Below are 16,239 nucleotides of genomic sequence, written 5' to 3' on the forward strand. Positions count from 1 at the left end.
TATTGCCTGTTTTTCAGGTTCATGTGAATAGTATGGGGAATGAGTGGATTGCTCATTGAATCCGGGAAAAGTCCATCAAGGCTAATACTGTATAAAAAACATACTTTGTTGGCAGTGCCAACAAAGTTCAAAAAATACACAGTGCCGGGTATCCCGATACTGAACTAAAATGAAATATTGCAATCAGAAGAGTGAGATAAACATATTTCTTCGTCAGCATCAGGAAATAACATTAATCCTCTAATTTGGTAAGTCATATGTTAGAAAAAATTAAAGAGTTTAGGTCAAAAACACTTATTTTTTTCATAATTAGCGTTTTTCTCTCTCTTCTGGCGGGAGTTAGTGGTGGGGAATTTTCAAAAGAAATGGTAAACCTTCTTATGGAGCATCATACCCCACGAACTATTCCGTTACTTACTGTTATTAGCATGATGTTTGCTGCATTTGTTCTATTCTTTTATGGAAAACACACACCAAAGAAAAAGATAAATAATTTTCTTTATAAAAATATTATTTATAAGTTAACAACATTTGGCAGATCACTCTCTTCAATTGGTATAGCCATATTTCTCGGCCTCTTAGTCACCGCTTTGGTATATCAGGAATCAAAAATCAGTATTGAAATTATCGTTGTGGTTGTTACCTTGGTTGGATATTGGGCTTTATTGCGTTTAGTTGATATTTGTGCGGAAAAAGGGCTAGGTGAAACAATTAGCCTGAAGTACCAGAAAGGGGTGTTGGGTTTTATTTTTTTCACTGTGCCATTTGTTTATTTTCTCGGTTAAGATCCTATTAAAAGGAGCTATTCTGCTTCGAATATTGCATTACAGATACAATAGCTATTTAGTCCGCATGATCGTCTCTTTTTGTATAAAAAAGAGACTTTGTTGGCAGTGCCAACAAAGTTCAAAAAACAAACCGTTGTTGCCAACACCGTCTGAAAACCGCTTTTCTGACAATGAATGGCATGGATTATTTTTCCTTTTTCCGATAACTGGTTATGGGTTGAGTGAACCCCGCTTTTCCTCTGATAGTTCTACAGACATAAGTTGCCCAAACAGGAGTTGCTCTTTATGTCTGAGCCTGACGAAAAAACCGCACCGCCAACACCCCGTCGTGCTGGCGCACTGAAATCTGCATTAACCATTGAACTGCACACCCACTACGCGATCCGCCTCTGGGAAGGACGTAAAAAAGAAGACATCACCGGCCGTCGTCAATATCCGGACATTATCGGCATGCCGCAGGTGATTAAACGCGCCGGCACCATCAGTGTAGATGCAGCAGCCGATAACCCGTATGCCGACAGCTGGCTGATTAAACTGGAACAGGCATTGGTCACGGCATCGGCCAGTCTTCAGCAGAATATTGCCACCTTGCAGGAGATCCTGAATGCCCTGCCGGCGCAGATTACGTTATCCTCCGTCTCTTCCGTCGAACCGCTGAATATTGGCGTCTACAGTCATTCCCCGCTGGGTTACCGCTGTGTCTGGCTGCTGGTCGGTTTCGACCAGCTGGCAATGAAAACCTTTCAGGCGTTTCATTACGGTTTTATTTCTCGTTCAGAGCGGGATGCGTTGCTGCATAACGGCAGCCGGGTGATCCGCCAGATTTATGGTCTGGTGCGTTCTTATCGCCCTCTGAAGGTGACCCGTGCGGATATTGAGGAAAAAACACCGGCCGGCCTTGAAGCCATTAAATGGCTGGGCGAGCCGGATCCCGATATTTTGTCGGGCCGGTTGCGTTCCGGTTTTTCACCGAGCCGGCGTGCTGTTGTTCAGGATGCGGGCAGGGGGTGATATGCAGCTTTATTTGTGTGAAAAGCCCTCTCAGGCCCGGGATATCGCCCGCGTGCTGGGGGTGAAGCAGCGTGGGCAGGGATGTCTTTTGAGCCAGAACGTGACCGTGACGTGGGCTATCGGGCATTTACTGGAAATGGCCGCCCCGGAGCACTATGGCGAACACTTCGGCCCGCCGTGGCGGATGGAGCCTCTGCCGGTGCTGCCGGCGCAATGGCAATGGACGGTGAAGAAAGAGACCGCTGATCAGTTTGCGGTGATCAGACAGTTACTGAAACAGGCGGACGAAGTGATTATCGCCACCGATGCTGACCGTGAAGGGGAAGTGATTGCCCGTGAACTGCTGGAATACTGCGGTTTCACCAGTCCCGTCAGGCGGCTGTGGCTGTCCGCTCTGGATGAAACCAGTATCCGGCAGGCATTGGCCGCGTTATTACCGGGGGAGCAAACTGAGCCGCTCTGGCAGGCCGGACTGGGGCGGGCACGGGCTGACTGGCTGATGGGGATCAATCTGACCCGCCTGTATACCCTGAAAGCGCAGGCACAGGGATTTGGTGAGGTGCTGTCCATCGGGCGGGTACAGACGCCGACACTGGCGCTGGTCGTGAACCGCGACAACGTGATCGCCCGGTTTGAACCCAAGCCTTTCTGGCAAGTGATGGCCACATTGCAAAAAGATAATGTGGCTTTTCGGGCCAAGTGGCTGCCCGCCCCCGATGAGTGTGATGAAGAAAAACGCTGTATTCGGGAGGATATCGCACATAGTGTGGTTAAAGCCTGCCAACAGACACAAAATGCTGTGGTGACGGAACTCACCCGAAAACGGGAGAAAACCCCGCCGCCGCTTTGTTTTGATTTGGGGACACTCCAGCAGGTGGCTTCCCGTCAGTGGGGAATGGGGGCCGGTCAGGTGCTGACGATTGCCCAGTCGTTGTATGAAACTCATAAAGCGATCACTTATCCGCGCACGGATTGCGGTTATCTGCCTGTTTCAATGCGGGAAGATATTCCGGCCGTGTTCACTGCACTGACCCGCACCGACCCGGCGATGAGTGCCATTATCAGCCAGCTGGATGCCAGCGCTTTTTCCCGTGTCTGGAATGACAGCCAGATCACGGCACACCATGCCATTATTCCGACCCGACACGCCTTTGATATGACGAAACTGACGGCGGATGAATTAAAGGTCTATCAGTTGATCCGCCACTATTATCTGGCGCAGTTTCTGCCTGCTCAGGAAACGGATGTGACCGAGGTGACCTTGAATATCGGCGAGCAAGTATTCCAGGCGAAAGGGCGGGTGAGTGTGGCCACGGGCTGGAAGGCGTTATTTGCGCGTGAACAGGAAGAAAAACAAGAAGAAAAACCGGACGAAAATGCCGTCCTGCCTGAACTGAAAAAAGAGGAAACCTGTCAGGTGAGCGGGGTAGAAATGCAGCCCCGGCAAACCCGGCCGCCGGCGCCTTTTACCGAAGGCACGCTGATTGCTGCCATGAAAAATGCGGCGGCGTTTATTCACGATCCACAGCTGAAAAAAGTGCTGCGGGAGAGTAGCGGGCTGGGCACGGAGGCGACCCGGGCGGGCATCATTGAAGCCCTGTTTAAACGTCAGTTGTTGGTACGAAAAAAGAAAAACCTGCATGCAACACAACTGGCGCAGGAATTGATCGCGGGGCTGCCGGATGTCCTGACTCATCCGGGTATGACCGCACTCTGGGAACAGTCACTGGACGACATTGCCCAGGGCCGGGCCACACTGGATGGCTTTATGCAGAAACAGGCACAGTGGCTGGCGCATTTAGTGGAAAAGGGCAAAACACAGCCGATCCGGTTTACCCTGCCGAAAACCCCGGCGTGCCCGTGCTGTGGCGGCCCGATGCAAAAACGGGCGGGAAAAACAACCCCGTTCTGGGGCTGCACCCGCTATCCGGAATGCAAAGGGATGCTGAACGCTAACGCGGTAACCGGCTCCCGAAAAACCCGGCGGGGAAATTCGCCGGACTGAAAATGGGATTAAGGATTGACCGCACGGACTGGTGCTTTAAAAATCATGCTGTTTTAGTCGAAAACTCCCGTAGCCTGAAAGGGAGCGCATGATTGCGGTACATCTGCCCACCTTTGAAAGCAGATATTGTCAGTTCAATTCAATGGCAGTGAAGGTTTTTATTCTTTATCAGCACGTCAGCAACTTATATGTCTGACACCCGGCGGGAAAAATCATTCCCGTCAGGGAACCGGATTTTCTCCGTTATCCCTTATTTTGTTACCTCCATGGAGAACATCGTATGTCTGAGAACACCACAGCCTTAACCAAAAATGACTATTTCAACCTGAATATTAAAGGACTGGGCTATCTGAATAACATCCGCCATGTCAGCACTGCCAGCGGGACGTTCCTGAGCTGTGTGATCAATGCGCTGAACGGGCCAAGTGATAACCCGGTTTATGTGCGTTTTGATATCACCGTGGTCGGCAAGGAAGCGACCAGTCTGGTCGGCCGTTGCCAGAAAGCGGTAGATGAGGATAAAAAAGTGTTGCTGGGCTTTACCTTAAGCAATCCCTCGACCGATATCTTTACCCTGAAACGCGGAGACCATGCCGGTGAACAGCGCGTCAGCCTGAAAGCCCGTCTGATTAAAGTCGACTGGATTAAAATCGGTCAGGAGAAAGTGTATCAGGCCGAACAATCCGACTCGATGCCACCTCAGAACGGCATCACGCAAAAAGAATATGCAGAGAACTCTTTCTGATATTTCTTTGTTATTCCTCTGACCTGCCCTGAGCTTTCAGGGCAGTCCCTTTATTATCAAAGACAACAGGATACCGTGATGAATGTCGCACTGATTGGGGTTCTGGCCCTGCAATATTGCCATAAACAATTACCGTTAACCGTTTTACGCCGCCGTGCGGGGTTTTATATCGGCACGATAGATGAAGGTATTCCCTGCTCCCGTGAATCCGTGGAGTATTTTGCCCGGCGTGAGCAGGCGGAATTTGCCCTGAAACAGGGACAATGGACACAACGTCAGTCAGTTTAACCGATAAGGAAATGGATATGTCTTCACGCGGGATTAACAAAGTGATTTTAGTGGGTTATCTGGGACAGGACCCGGAAATCCGTTACCTGCCGACAGGGAGTACTGTGGCAACACTTTCACTGGCTACGTCAGAAAACTGGAAGGATAAACAAACCGGCGAATTGCGGGAAAAAACCGAATGGCACCGGGTGGTGATCTTCGACAAGTTAGCAGAAATTGCCGAGGAATATTTGCAGAAAGGGGCTCAGGTGTATATTGAAGGCCAGCTTAAAACTCGTAAGTGGCAGGATAATCAGGGTCAGGATCGCTATTCAACGGAAGTGGTGGTGAATGTGAATGGGTCGATGCAGATGCTGGGAAGTCGTGGGGATTCGAAGCGTGCGGCACCTCAGCAGGCGGAACATAAACCGGCACAGAAGCAACCACCATCTCAACCTGCTAATAAGGAAAGAAAAAATACGCAGCCGATACAGGTTTCAGTTTTACCGGAAGAAGATAAAACCGACTGGGATTCGGAGATCCCGTTCTGAGTGGTGTTTTCATCATTAACGTATTGCCCTGTTAAAACAGGGCCTATTTTTGTCATTAAGTAATTAATTTTCGCTATAGCTATATGGATGAAGTTTATGTGATATTTTTTGATTTTTTTAACTAACTCATAAGTTATTTTTCGATATATCAATATGATGAATGTTTATTTCTTTTATTTAGCGAAGATTTACATTTATTTAACAAGAGCGGAAGGCCGCATAGTTATAGGTTTGGCTCCTTTCGAAATCGCTGCCGAATTTATCAACCTTTGAAGTGCAATTTACACCTTGATGATTTTTTTTGCATTTGGATAGTGTACAGTGCTTGATTCCGGATAATATTTTACTAAATCATGTTCTTGATATACTCCTATATCACCATGAAGTTCTTCTTTGTTTCCAAAAAATATGGCCTTATCTTTTTTGCTTTTTATTAAAATATGATTATCAGAAACATGAATGACCTCTCCTATATGAGATGTATCTAAAAATATGCGCTTTCCCCATTCTGTATTAATCGGTAGTGACTGTATTCCTCCGGGAAGCTGTTTATTTTTCCAGAGCGAATGGATATTGCATAATTTTGCCATTTTCTGATTGTTTTCGATGATATCCAGTAGTTTTAGATTAGAGGGATTTATCCAATAAATCACTTTTAAACAGCGTTCATAGTGCTCAATGACTTTGTTGATGATATCTTCAATCTGGTATGCTTTCTGATCACGCCATAGTGGTTCATGGTGAGAAAGTCGGTTACGAATTTTATTAATTTCTTTTAATTCGTTACCGATGCTATTAATGGATAATGGGCGTTCTGTCTGGGTATTCAGTGCATTCGGGAAAACCAAACCTCGTAAACGTGGCCACAGTACCAAATACGTGTTCTTCTGGATATCAAAATCATTTCTGACCATAGAAACCCAGAAACCAAAGGTAAGTTTGGCAATAATATTCTCAGGTGTGTGAGGTTTTTTTTCTTTATTGAGTTGATTTATAGCCGTTTGAATACCTTTATAAGCGGTAGGATTATTTTGTTGTGTGAATGCAGTCACGAACCAACGGCGATCTATCTGGGATTTTTTCTCTTCCCAAACATGGCTGGCAAACTGGCGTTCAATGTGTTCTTCTTCATATTGAATATAGGATTGATAGATGGCATTGCGTAATGAAATTTCAATGATTTGTAATGCAGGTAAGAACACACTGGCCAGTTGTTTGTTCCACAGATAAATACCTAAGCACTGTTCAGGAGATGCCCCACCAAGGATTGGTAACTGATAGGTAGCAAATCTAGAGGCGGAGAGCGATTTAGTGATTGCTTCAATAGTCATTGCGTTGCTATGTTGTCCATTTTTTATGAATAGGTGTAGTGTACTGTTGTTTTATTTGGATTTATACGGCACAAGTGCATGCGTTGACGTATTTTATTGAATGTTATATAATCTTCGACCAGAGGAAACTCTATTTGTGTAAGCACCCGCCCCTACTCATTTTTATTGATGGTCGGAGTGTGAAGAATATTTTTCAAAAAAAGCTCCTTTAGGAGCTTTTTTTGATCCGGGTTTGGAGTATCTTCAAGAACCATTAATAGATATTTTATTCTTCTTCATATTGAATATCAGGACAATATGGAAAGATTATCTTATTGATATTTAATGTTATTTTTGTGGGTTGATTGGTTTTTATACCTAATTTACTTGTTAAACTTACACGTTCGATTATTGAATTAGATAACATAATTCGTTAAAGTAGAAAAGCTATCGGCAAAATCCGATAGTCGGGGATTAGCAACCCTGAAAGGTCAATCCACTGGTAGGTAGTTTCTACCAGTGTGCCTGCTATCATTCTTTCAATGGTGGTTCAGGCAGGGGAGGCTTCGGCCTCGCCGGATCGATTGACCTCCGGTATTGCTAACCCTGTCTGAACTACCACCAATAATCAAAAGAAGGGGAAGCAGGTATGACTATGACTCACACTCAGAAAGACTGGCACCCAGCCGAAATTATTTGTGCATTACGCAAACGTGGTACAACACTCGCCGCCGTCTCCCGCGAAGCCGGATTAAGCTCTTCAACTCTCGCCAACACCCTGTCCCGCGCCTGGCCAAAAGGGGAATGGATCATTGCAAATTACCTCGACGTTCATCCCTCTGAAATTTGGCCGAGCCGTTATTTTGACCAATATGGTCAGTTGATTGAGCGTACCGTGCGCAAAGCGGTTTCAGCAGAATCTTCAGAGCAATAAGCGATAACGTTTTTATTTCCTAAAAGGCAGTTTCAGTTGTTGATTGAATAAATCCTGTTATTTCCTGCACAGTCAAGGGCATTTTATTGTCGGGCAGGAATAACAGGAATGAGAATAACCGTATTAATGGGTGTACTGGTCACAATCCTGACGGGTTGTCATACCCCGTCAAATAAACCGCCATCTCAATGTATCCCCGAAAAAACCATTTCAGCAACGCAGCTCACGCGCAATCTTCAGCCCGTCTCACCCGATATTTATCAACAAACATCGGAAGTCGTCCGTCACGGCCGTTATCTGCTGGTCAGCACCGATCCGACAGAGGTACAGCGTGACCTCCTTTCCCAATTGATTGATGTGCATATTCCTGCTTCTCAGAATCCCACCGTGGCCGATGCTCTGCGTTATGTGCTGCGTCAATCGGGCTATTCGTTATGCGCCGCTGAAAAAACCAATGATATTTTATATCGCCAGCCGCTGCCGTCGGTACACACTCAGTCAGGTTCTGTCCGGCTGCGCACAGCGTTGCAGTTTATGGCAGGCCCGGCCTGGCAACTGGAGGTGGATGAAGTACAGCGTGTGGTTTGTCACCATTTGCGACCGGGTTATCAGCTCCCGCAAGCTCAGCTGGAAGGGCGTTTATGAAACTGAACCGAATTGGTCTGATGGCGTGGATAGTGCTCAGCAGTCCGGCATGGGCAGAAACACTGGCACCTTTAACCTCGCAGCAAACGCATGTTGTGGAAAGCCAGAAGCAAACGTTGAAAACACAGGCTGAGCAATGGGGATTGAATACGGATGAATACCAGCGTTATCAGCATATTATGGAAGGGCCAAGAGGTATCCAGTCGCCGGGACTCGATCCGCTGACAGCATTGGGTATTGAAGCCGAAAATGATGCCGAACGCCGCCGTTATGCTGAGCAGTGGGTCAAAGCGGAATTTGCCCGCACTGAAAAAGAACTGCGTTTTCAGCGGGAAGTGGATGCAGCCTGGCAGCGATTATTTCCGAATATGTTGCCAGTCAATATGGAGAAATCCGGTGAGGCAAAGGGGCGTCTGGCGTTGTTTGTCAAAATCAACGATTGCCCGCCGTGTGATGCCCGCTTAGCGGAAGTTCTGGCATTGATGCAACCAGTTGACATCTATCTGGTCGACAGCAAGGGCAATGACGACACACTACGGCAGTGGGCCAAAAAACACCGCATCCCCGTTGAACGGGTGCGCAACCGGCAAGTCACCCTGAATCATGATGCAGGGTATTGGTTCCAGTTTGGGCAGGGCGTCATGCCGGTCTTATTGCAGCAGGGAGAGCAGGGATGGCATATCACGTCATGATAATGAAACGGCTGAGCGTATTTCCCGTTATCGGCCTGTTATGGATAAGTGCCTGCCATGCTGAACTGAATGTGATTGCGGATTTAGGCGGTAAAGATGCTTCACCCTTTTATGAAAGTATTAATGCTGAGCAAAGCGATGAGCCTGTGTCATCGGTGCAGAATTCCTCACCCGAAATGGCAGGTGAAGCTGCGATGTTACCTGTCAAAACACCGGAACTGACGCCGGGAAAAGTCGCCAGCAGACCACTGCAACTGCCGGGAATTGGCGCCCTGTTTCTGATTGGGGATGATCCCGATTCACGCCAGTGGTTAAGCCAGAATGCGGCCACATTGACGAAACTGCATGCTGTGGGCCTGGTCGTCAATGTCAGGGAAATGGCGGGTTTGCAGTCACTGCGGGCATCAGCGCCGGATTTATTGTTATCGCCTGCTTCCGGCACCGAGCTGGCTCGTCGATTGCAACTGCAACATTATCCGGTGTTGATCACGGAAACTCAACTTTCCCAACAGTTGTCACCATGAGCCGCCGTTATGTGGTTGAAGCCCTGCTGCGCCCGGCCGTCGAGCTGAATACGGCGCTGGTCTCCGCCGTTGCCGCGTTTGTCTGTATCCGGGCACCCTGGGCCATCGCACTGGCACCTTCCGTCAGCTATGTGATGGCCGGTGGTTTTACTGTATTAGCGATGATACGCACATGGCAGGGTATTCAGGTCATCCGTTATCGCAAAAACCTGCGCCGTCTGCCGCGTTATCTGATGAGTACAAAGCACATTCCTGTCAGTCACCGGCAGTTGTTTTTGGGTAGGGGATTTCGCTGGCAACAGAAGCATACCCAGCGTTTGCAGGATACCCGCCGACCGGAAGTGGAACGATTTGTGCAACCTGCCCGGCTCTATCAGTTTGCCCGCGCACTGGAGCGCCGAACTGAATACCGTTGGCCGACATTATCTGCGCTATTACGCAAAGACTCGCCATTTAATCCGGTACGCCCGCTGCCGCCTGTGGGTGGCAATCCTGCTATCCACGGTATTGAGCCACAGGAGGCCGATGTTTTTATGGATCTGCGCGAGCGGGTCGGGCATACGCTGGTGATGGGTACCACACGGGTGGGGAAAACCCGGCTGGCTGAACTGCTTATCACGCAGGATATCCGGCGCGGTGAAGTGGTGATCGTCTTTGATCCCAAAGGCGACGCTGATCTGTTAAGGCGCATCTGGGCAGAAGCGCACCGCGCGGGTCGCGGCAATGAACTCTCCCTCTTTCATCTGGGCTGGCCGGAGATTTCGGCGCGTTATAACGCTGTCGGGCGGTTTGGTCGGGTGTCCGAAGTCGCTTCCCGTCTGGCGGGGCAGCTCAGCGGCGAAGGCAACAGCGCCGCGTTCCGTGAATTTGCCTGGCGGTTTGTCAATATTGTTGCCCGTGCTCTGGTGGCTCTGGGGCACCGGCCGGATTACCAGCTTATCACCCGCTACGTCAATAATATCAGCGAACTGTATCAGCGCTATGCCACCCGAATGATGGAGGAAAGACAGCCGGATCTGCTGGTGCAAATCAATCATTCCCTCAGCAAACTGAAAGAAAAAGACATTCCGCGCAATATGCAGGGGCAACCCGATGCCCTCCGGCTCTGGGCGATGGAAATGACGCTGAATTCTGAGGCGGGCAAACAACTCTATGACCCCATTCTGGACGGATTACGTTCTGCCGTGCGTTATGACCGTACTTATTTTGATAAAATTGTGGCGTCTTTATTGCCGCTGCTGGAAAAACTGACCACCGGCAAAATTGCGGAACTGTTATCGCCGGATTACCTCAATATGACGGATATGCGGCCCATCTTTGACTGGGAGCAGGTGATCCGCAAAAACGGGATTGTCTATATCGGGCTGGATGCACTGTCTGACAGCGATGTGGCTTCGGCGGTGGGCAACAGCATGTTTGCAGATTTGGTCAGTGTCGCCGGGCAGATTTACAAATATGGCATGAACGCCGGATTACCGGTACGTTATGATGGCAAACTGGCAATCAACCTGCATTGCGATGAATTCAATGAACTGATGGGTGATGAATTTATTCCGCTGATCAACAAAGGTGGCGGCGCGGGGATGCAGGTTACGGCGTATACCCAAACCTCTTCTGATATCGAAGCCCGTATCGGCAGCCCGGCCAAAACGGCGCAGGTGATAGGTAACTTTAACACCCTGATTATGCTGCGGGTACGGGATAACCGGACGGCAGAACTCCTCACCAGCCAGCTGCCGGAAGTGGAAATCTACAGCAAGACGCTGGTATCGGGGCATTCAGATATTGCCGATGTTGAACAGGGACAGGATTTTACCTCTTCCACACAGGACAGGGTCGGCACGGTGAAAACACCACTGATCACACCGGCGGAAATGATTAACCTGCCGAAAGGGCAGGCGTTCGCGTTACTGGAAGGCGGACAGCTGTGGAAAATCCGCATGCCTTTGCCAACGGGGGATGAGGATGATGCCCTGATGCCAGCCAGTTTGCAGAACATTGCCGAGCAGATGCGCCGGCACTACCGCACCAGTGAAAACTGGTGGGAAGAGAAGGGATAGTTTCCGGTCATGGCACAGTCAGAAAACCAGTCCCGCCCGTCTTCCCAACCGCCTCGTAAACATGGCCTGTTTTATCGTCTGTTATGGGAATGGCCATGGCAACTCATTGGGTTTATGGTGATGTCCTGGCTATTCAGCCTGTTACTGGAATATCTCGGTATGGCTTTTTTCTGGCCGGAACAGGGTGCCGCTCACAGTCAGAACATGATGAAGACAGAGCTTAACTATCTCTCCTCAGAATTTACCCGAAGCCTGTTGCTGTCAGAACCCTCACAAACCGTTTCGGCAGGGTTGGCGCAAGCCTATCAATGGCTGTTTGTGGACAGTGGTTTTATGGGCTGGGTTCAGGGACAGTCACAATATCAGTTCCATAGCCACAATGATTTTATGCGTGAATTCAATACGGTATTACAGGGTATATCGGAGCATTTGCGGGAGTATTGGCTGGCCACGGTGTTTATCACGATGGTGACGTTGACCCGGATAGCCATTCTGCTGTTATCCGTCCCCTTATTTATGATGGTGGTGATAGTTGCACTGGTTGACGGGCTGGGACGACGGGATTTGCGGCGCTACGGGGCAGGGTATGAATCCAGTTTTGTTTACCATCATGCCAAACGGGGGATTAAACCGGCCTGCACGGTTCCCTGTGTGCTGTATTTATCGTGGCCAGATGTGGTGTATCCTACCGTGATATTGTTGCCGGCGGCGATAGTGCTGGGCATGGCGGTCGTGATAACGGTCTCAATGTTTAAAAAATATCTTTGAATGAATTAGTGCTGGGCAATCACATAGTGGTGATTCAATAATCATTCTTCACAAATATCCATTTATTGTCTAGTCTTTATTCATGTGAAAATGATTTAATTATTTCCAATAAGGCTTTTATTATATGTTGGTTTCCTCTTATGATTTTTATCCATATTATCCAGTCACTGAACACGTTACATCCTGGATAGAGCAAAATGGTACGACTCAGTTATTTGAAAAATGGCAGAAATCTTTTGTTTCTTTCTTTGCTAAAGACGAATTCAGCATGAAGAGTGCGTCACTTATTGGCAGCGGTTTTTTATATCTTCTTGATGGAAAACATCCTTGCATTGTGACAGCTGCGCATGTAGTGCATGAGTTGCTTAAAAGCGCATTGCCTTTTTTTTCTATTAATGGAGATAAATATATTTTTCATAAATTAAACGTTAATTATAATGATGAACAAGATTATGCGATAATCCATTTTTCTGAGGAAATGCTCGCCCTTCAAAAGAGTTGGCTTTTTTTTAGTTCTGATGAAAGACCGTTAATGAATAAAACCTCTTCTTTTGTAATAATGGGGTATCCAGCTTCAAAAAATGATCTTCATATTGACAGGAATCACAAAGGATTATTCCATTGCAATATTACATTTCATAGTTTTAAATATAATAAAGAAAATGAAGATGTATATTTTTGGCTTGATGAAAAAGCTAAAAATAAAAATATCCTATTTGAAGAAAGAAGTAATTTAAAATCTTTACCATTACCCTCTTGGCGAGGTATGAGTGGTAGTGTTATTGCCCAAATAATGGAACATAAGATTACAGGGGATTTTACATTGAGGGCTGTGGGTATATTTAAAGAGCATAAGAATAAACAAAGAGATAAATATTTGGTGGGTTGTACATTTGTTCCTTTTGCTGATGAAGTTAACACTTACATTAGAAAGTACACATAAAGAATCTAATAGAATAGAGAAGCTGGATGCTGGAATGCAAAACATTTTTTGTTTTGCATTCCAGCGTCAGCAGACAAGCCGCCCCGCGGCGCGTCAGTCTTTCAAGCTAATGCGGGTACTTTGACGGTGCATTCACCACCTGCGTCATCCACTCAAACCAGTCACACGCTTTACAGATACGGTTATCCTGCTTCGGGTCAAAATGGTAGTGATGATGCGAGATATCTTCACAATACCCCACAAACGGCTGATCGATACGATGCAGCTGAATAGCTGCCGCTTGCTCTCTGGAAGCAGGAAAGAACGCCCCACTGATTTCGGCAAACAGTTCGGTATCATCCTGCTGCACGTCACAGTGTTCGCAGTGGTTTATCCAGTGCTGCCGGCGCAGTCGCTGGCTGACGGCTTTGCGCAGGCGGTGGTGAAAACCGGGCAGCACGTTACGTACGATAGAAGGAATATCGGCGATATAAAACAAAAACGCCGGGCTGTCCTGCTCTGTGTAGTCAACTTCCGTGCCAGGCTCATCGCCGTTATCCGCTTCCAGTAGCTGGTGTCCGGCAGGCAGCATAAACGCCGTCACGGTGGTGTGTTTATGACAGTGCGGGCAGGTCGTCCGGGTCTGGGCGAGATACCAGAATTCAGCATGCACATTGTAGAACGGCAGCCAGTTCATAAACGGCGTCGGGTCAACACTGTTGTCAATATACCAGATTTGGGCGGCGGCATCCCAGCGTGCACCCAGCTTCCGTGCCTTTTCGTATTCATTATCAGGGACGTTTAAATCAATCCGCAGCATGTGTTTTCCTTCATCATTAAGTTTTGGCTGAATAAGTTAGCCAGACTATTTAGCTAATTTTCACCAAAGCATAAAGAGTTTATTGCTGATTAGACCTAAAAAACCCCGCATCCTCGGCCTCCTGAAATCCATGATGAGGTGAGTGTTTATGCGCTGTTGCTTTTCCCTGTCCCGTTCTGCCTGTCTGCTGGGGTTGACTGTGTTGTGTATGCCGCTTGCGCAGACTGCCGAGAAAGACGAACTGGCGAGTGCAAAAAATCTGATTGAGCAGGTGCAGATGGCACTGGAGCGCGCAAGCCTCGCTGAAAAGCAGGCAGACACCCCAACCCGCCCTCGCTATTACTTTGATTACCTTCGTATCAGAGCGGATCTCAGCACCATTAAAGCCGGTATTGATCACTATCTTACCCCTTCCCGTACCCAGCAGCAGGGATCAGGCGTGCTATCCGGTCATTACCGTCAGGAACGCTCCTAATGACGGAGGCACAACGCACTGCCTTTACCGTGGCCTCGGGGCACTTTGATATCACTTTTCTGTATCTGGTCTGCGTCGGATTTTTCCTGGCCACCCTGTTTCTCTGGGCAGCCTGGGCCGCGGTGGATGTCTGGAACGGCTGGGCGAATGAAAAAGTGCGTAACCAGACAATCAGCCAGTTTGCTATGCGAACCGCCATCTTACTGGTGGTCGCTGTCTGGATGTTTGCCAGCTGATGCCACGAACATAATGAAAAAGGAATGGATTGAACATGAAGCCAATTTTTACCGTTTGCCGTCGTATCAGTACGAATCTGATAACCAGAATAAGCACGTTTCTTTTGCTGTCCGGTCTTTTCTGTCAATTTGCCTGGGCCGATTTGCCGGCTATCGAACCACCAAAAAGTGGCGGCGGAGGCGGATTACTGGGACAGGTGAAAGGCTATGCCCAGGATGGCATTGTGATTGGCGGGCTGATCCTTTCGGCAGTGGCGTTCTTTAAGGTCGCCTCGGCGGCGGTTGAAACCTTTTCGGAAGTGCGGGACGGCAAAGCCACCTGGACACAGTTTGGCTCGATCATCGTGGTGGGTGTGGTGCTGCTGGTTGCGGTGATTTGGCTGCTGGCGAAATCGGCCGGTATTATCTTTTAAGGTGTAATTTATGCAGACGATCCCTTTCTTACCCGATCGCTTAAATGCCGAACCGGTCGTATTCCGCGGATTCACCACACCGGAAATGGGGCTGGCCGCTTTGCTGGGGCTGGCATTCGGGTTGATGGTGAGCCTTCCTTTTATCCCGTTAGCCGGCTGGGTCACGATACCGACGGGTATGCTGTTTATGCCCTTGTTATTGATGAGCTTTGGCGGTCGCTGGCTCGCGCAGCTTAAGCGCGGCAAACCGGAAAATTATCTCTGGCTGAAGCTGGAAGAGAAAAAACGCCGGCTGGGCATCGGTGATCCGGCATTGATTATTACGGCTCAGGGCTGGTCGTTGCGTCGCAGCAGGCAAGCGCATCGCAGCAGGAGCATGTGATGAGCCGGTTTCGTCATGCGCTGAAAAACCGTGACCAGCATATCCTGACCCTGCGGCTCGTTTGCGGGGTGCTGGTGCTGGTCTTGCTGATCACGCTCACGGGCTGGATGGCGTCACCGCGCAATCTCACCATCCATAACCCGCCGGACTTACGCAGCGGCAGCACCCGCCCGTGGTGGGAAGTGCCTGCGCCGAGTGTCTACAGTTTTGCCTTTTATCTTTTCCAGCAACTGAATGCCTGGCCGAAAAACGGGGCACAGGACTACCCGGCTAAAATTGCGGCTTTGTCGCCTTATCTGACCCCCGCCTGTCAGGATTTTTTACGGGAAGATGCCAGAACCCGGGCCGACAGTGGTGAACTGCTCGACCGGGTGCGGGTGGTGTATGAAATTCCCAGCCGGGGTTACGGGACGAAAAGTGTGACGGTGCGTAACCGGAATAACTGGGTGGTGCGGCTGGATTTGGTGGCCGATGAATATTATCACGCCGAGCCAGTGAAACGGGCACTGGTGCGCTATCCCCTGAAAGTGGTGCGCTGGGAGGGGGATGCGGAGCGTAACCCCTTCGGGCTGGCGCTGGATTGTTACGACGGGATGCCACAGCGACTGGAAGCGATGCCACAACCTGTGGAAGAGAAAAAGGGAGTGTTTCAGTGATATCTCAGTCTCGTTATCTGTGCTTTCTGGCGGGA

20 protein-coding genes are annotated in these 16,239 nt (G+C 48.7%); 18 read left to right on the plus strand and 2 right to left on the minus strand.

Annotation, left to right across the window (positions count from 1 at the left end):
* Positions 1-257: 257 nt before the first annotated feature.
* The 6 genes from FE394_RS16955 to ssb all read left to right on the plus strand — a co-directional run bounded on the left by FE394_RS16955 (position 258) and on the right by ssb (position 5,367).
* Positions 258-785 (plus strand): hypothetical protein, encoded by a 528-nt coding sequence (locus FE394_RS16955; RefSeq protein WP_319927533.1) that lies wholly within the window; start codon positions 258-260, stop codon positions 783-785.
* Between the two features lie 288 nt (positions 786-1,073).
* Positions 1,074-1,799 carry a PFL_4669 family integrating conjugative element protein gene (locus FE394_RS16960; protein ID WP_319927534.1) on the plus strand — a complete coding sequence of 242 codons (726 nt, stop codon included), beginning with the start codon at positions 1,074-1,076 and terminating at the stop codon, positions 1,797-1,799.
* Position 1,800: 1 nt separating this feature from the next.
* On the plus strand, positions 1,801-3,804 hold the full coding sequence (locus tag FE394_RS16965) for a DNA topoisomerase III (RefSeq protein WP_319927560.1): 2,004 nt from the start codon (positions 1,801-1,803) through the stop codon (positions 3,802-3,804).
* Positions 3,805-4,084: 280 nt separating this feature from the next.
* Positions 4,085-4,549: an STY4534 family ICE replication protein gene (locus tag FE394_RS16970; RefSeq protein WP_198691337.1), complete on the plus strand. Its 465-nt coding sequence runs from the start codon at positions 4,085-4,087 to the stop codon at positions 4,547-4,549.
* Positions 4,550-4,627: 78 nt separating this feature from the next.
* The gene (locus FE394_RS16975) at positions 4,628-4,837 is read left to right on the plus strand and encodes a hypothetical protein (protein WP_274728585.1); all 210 of its coding nucleotides are present in this window, start codon (positions 4,628-4,630) and stop codon (positions 4,835-4,837) included.
* Between the two features lie 17 nt (positions 4,838-4,854).
* Positions 4,855-5,367, plus strand: coding sequence for a single-stranded DNA-binding protein (ssb, locus tag FE394_RS16980; RefSeq protein ID WP_319927535.1), 513 nt, complete (start codon positions 4,855-4,857; stop codon positions 5,365-5,367).
* Positions 5,368-5,648: 281 nt separating this feature from the next.
* Here the strand turns inward: ssb and FE394_RS16985 are convergent, their stop codons facing one another.
* The gene (locus FE394_RS16985) at positions 5,649-6,698 is read right to left on the minus strand and encodes an Abi family protein (protein ID WP_319927536.1); all 1,050 of its coding nucleotides are present in this window, start codon (positions 6,696-6,698) and stop codon (positions 5,649-5,651) included.
* 628 nt (positions 6,699-7,326) lie between these two features.
* On the opposite strand from FE394_RS16985, the gene FE394_RS16990 reads away from it, so the two are divergent.
* From FE394_RS16990 to FE394_RS17020, 7 genes are all read left to right on the plus strand, one after another.
* The gene (locus FE394_RS16990; RefSeq protein ID WP_013185134.1) at positions 7,327-7,611 is read left to right on the plus strand and encodes a helix-turn-helix domain-containing protein; all 285 of its coding nucleotides are present in this window, start codon (positions 7,327-7,329) and stop codon (positions 7,609-7,611) included.
* Positions 7,612-7,719: 108 nt separating this feature from the next.
* On the plus strand, positions 7,720-8,256 hold the full coding sequence (gene pilL2, locus FE394_RS16995) for a PFGI-1 class ICE element type IV pilus protein PilL2 (protein ID WP_319927537.1): 537 nt from the start codon (positions 7,720-7,722) through the stop codon (positions 8,254-8,256).
* The gene (locus FE394_RS17000; RefSeq protein WP_319927538.1) at positions 8,253-8,948 is read left to right on the plus strand and encodes a TIGR03759 family integrating conjugative element protein; all 696 of its coding nucleotides are present in this window, start codon (positions 8,253-8,255) and stop codon (positions 8,946-8,948) included. Before pilL2 ends, FE394_RS17000 begins: the two co-directional genes overlap by 4 nt.
* Positions 8,930-9,472, plus strand: a complete 543-nt coding sequence (locus tag FE394_RS17005; protein WP_319927539.1) for an integrating conjugative element protein — start codon at positions 8,930-8,932, stop codon at positions 9,470-9,472. Before FE394_RS17000 ends, FE394_RS17005 begins: the two co-directional genes overlap by 19 nt.
* Complete coding sequence (gene traD, locus FE394_RS17010) at positions 9,469-11,532, plus strand: type IV conjugative transfer system coupling protein TraD (RefSeq protein WP_319927540.1); 2,064 nt, start codon at positions 9,469-9,471, stop codon at positions 11,530-11,532. The genes FE394_RS17005 and traD overlap by 4 nt, the downstream gene beginning before the upstream one ends.
* Positions 11,533-11,541: 9 nt before the next feature.
* The gene (locus FE394_RS17015) at positions 11,542-12,300 is read left to right on the plus strand and encodes a TIGR03747 family integrating conjugative element membrane protein (protein WP_319927541.1); all 759 of its coding nucleotides are present in this window, start codon (positions 11,542-11,544) and stop codon (positions 12,298-12,300) included.
* Positions 12,301-12,424: 124 nt separating this feature from the next.
* Positions 12,425-13,243 carry a serine protease family protein gene (locus FE394_RS17020; protein ID WP_319927542.1) on the plus strand — a complete coding sequence of 273 codons (819 nt, stop codon included), beginning with the start codon at positions 12,425-12,427 and terminating at the stop codon, positions 13,241-13,243.
* A gap of 106 nt (positions 13,244-13,349) precedes the next feature.
* Here FE394_RS17020 and FE394_RS17025 read toward each other — a convergent pair whose 3' ends face one another.
* A complete protein-coding gene (locus tag FE394_RS17025) occupies positions 13,350-14,042 on the minus strand; it encodes a DUF5710 domain-containing protein (RefSeq protein WP_319927543.1) in 693 nt (230 codons plus the stop codon).
* Positions 14,043-14,190: 148 nt separating this feature from the next.
* On the opposite strand from FE394_RS17025, the gene FE394_RS17030 reads away from it, so the two are divergent.
* Genes FE394_RS17030 through FE394_RS17050 form a run of 5 tightly spaced genes read left to right on the plus strand, consistent with a single transcriptional unit; the run spans position 14,191 to position 16,204 of the window.
* Positions 14,191-14,517, plus strand: coding sequence for an integrative conjugative element protein, RAQPRD family (locus FE394_RS17030; RefSeq protein WP_319927544.1), 327 nt, complete (start codon positions 14,191-14,193; stop codon positions 14,515-14,517).
* A complete protein-coding gene (locus tag FE394_RS17035; RefSeq protein WP_012989740.1) occupies positions 14,517-14,753 on the plus strand; it encodes a TIGR03758 family integrating conjugative element protein in 237 nt (78 codons plus the stop codon). The genes FE394_RS17030 and FE394_RS17035 overlap by 1 nt, the downstream gene beginning before the upstream one ends.
* Positions 14,754-14,788: 35 nt before the next feature.
* Entirely contained in the window at positions 14,789-15,166 is a 378-nt protein-coding gene (locus tag FE394_RS17040; protein WP_319927545.1) for a TIGR03745 family integrating conjugative element membrane protein, read from the plus strand.
* 10 nt (positions 15,167-15,176) lie between these two features.
* Positions 15,177-15,548 carry a TIGR03750 family conjugal transfer protein gene (locus FE394_RS17045; RefSeq protein ID WP_319927546.1) on the plus strand — a complete coding sequence of 124 codons (372 nt, stop codon included), beginning with the start codon at positions 15,177-15,179 and terminating at the stop codon, positions 15,546-15,548.
* Positions 15,548-16,204 (plus strand): PFL_4703 family integrating conjugative element protein, encoded by a 657-nt coding sequence (locus tag FE394_RS17050; protein WP_319927547.1) that lies wholly within the window; start codon positions 15,548-15,550, stop codon positions 16,202-16,204. The genes FE394_RS17045 and FE394_RS17050 overlap by 1 nt, the downstream gene beginning before the upstream one ends.
* The last annotated feature ends 35 nt before the right edge of the window (positions 16,205-16,239 follow it).

The organism is Xenorhabdus littoralis, assembly GCF_033949345.1.
GTDB lineage: Bacteria > Pseudomonadota > Gammaproteobacteria > Enterobacterales > Enterobacteriaceae > Xenorhabdus > Xenorhabdus littoralis.

Excerpts from the sequence above, each read along its gene's own strand:
- FE394_RS16955 (WP_319927533.1), top strand. The coding sequence starts at position 258 with ATGTTAGAAAAAATTAAAGAGTTTAGGTCAAAAACACTTATTTTTTTC.
- FE394_RS16960 (WP_319927534.1), top strand. The coding sequence starts at position 1,074 with ATGTCTGAGCCTGACGAAAAAACCGCACCGCCAACACCCCGTCGTGCT.
- FE394_RS16965 (WP_319927560.1), top strand. The coding sequence starts at position 1,801 with ATGCAGCTTTATTTGTGTGAAAAGCCCTCTCAGGCCCGGGATATCGCC.
- FE394_RS16970 (WP_198691337.1), top strand. The coding sequence starts at position 4,085 with ATGTCTGAGAACACCACAGCCTTAACCAAAAATGACTATTTCAACCTG.
- FE394_RS16975 (WP_274728585.1), top strand. The coding sequence starts at position 4,628 with ATGAATGTCGCACTGATTGGGGTTCTGGCCCTGCAATATTGCCATAAA.
- ssb (WP_319927535.1), top strand. The coding sequence starts at position 4,855 with ATGTCTTCACGCGGGATTAACAAAGTGATTTTAGTGGGTTATCTGGGA.
- FE394_RS16985 (WP_319927536.1), bottom strand. The coding sequence starts at position 6,698 with ATGACTATTGAAGCAATCACTAAATCGCTCTCCGCCTCTAGATTTGCT.
- FE394_RS16990 (WP_013185134.1), top strand. The coding sequence starts at position 7,327 with ATGACTATGACTCACACTCAGAAAGACTGGCACCCAGCCGAAATTATT.
- pilL2 (WP_319927537.1), top strand. The coding sequence starts at position 7,720 with ATGAGAATAACCGTATTAATGGGTGTACTGGTCACAATCCTGACGGGT.
- FE394_RS17000 (WP_319927538.1), top strand. The coding sequence starts at position 8,253 with ATGAAACTGAACCGAATTGGTCTGATGGCGTGGATAGTGCTCAGCAGT.
- FE394_RS17005 (WP_319927539.1), top strand. The coding sequence starts at position 8,930 with ATGGCATATCACGTCATGATAATGAAACGGCTGAGCGTATTTCCCGTT.
- traD (WP_319927540.1), top strand. The coding sequence starts at position 9,469 with ATGAGCCGCCGTTATGTGGTTGAAGCCCTGCTGCGCCCGGCCGTCGAG.
- FE394_RS17015 (WP_319927541.1), top strand. The coding sequence starts at position 11,542 with ATGGCACAGTCAGAAAACCAGTCCCGCCCGTCTTCCCAACCGCCTCGT.
- FE394_RS17020 (WP_319927542.1), top strand. The coding sequence starts at position 12,425 with ATGTTGGTTTCCTCTTATGATTTTTATCCATATTATCCAGTCACTGAA.
- FE394_RS17025 (WP_319927543.1), bottom strand. The coding sequence starts at position 14,042 with ATGCTGCGGATTGATTTAAACGTCCCTGATAATGAATACGAAAAGGCA.
- FE394_RS17030 (WP_319927544.1), top strand. The coding sequence starts at position 14,191 with ATGCGCTGTTGCTTTTCCCTGTCCCGTTCTGCCTGTCTGCTGGGGTTG.
- FE394_RS17035 (WP_012989740.1), top strand. The coding sequence starts at position 14,517 with ATGACGGAGGCACAACGCACTGCCTTTACCGTGGCCTCGGGGCACTTT.
- FE394_RS17040 (WP_319927545.1), top strand. The coding sequence starts at position 14,789 with ATGAAGCCAATTTTTACCGTTTGCCGTCGTATCAGTACGAATCTGATA.
- FE394_RS17045 (WP_319927546.1), top strand. The coding sequence starts at position 15,177 with ATGCAGACGATCCCTTTCTTACCCGATCGCTTAAATGCCGAACCGGTC.
- FE394_RS17050 (WP_319927547.1), top strand. The coding sequence starts at position 15,548 with ATGAGCCGGTTTCGTCATGCGCTGAAAAACCGTGACCAGCATATCCTG.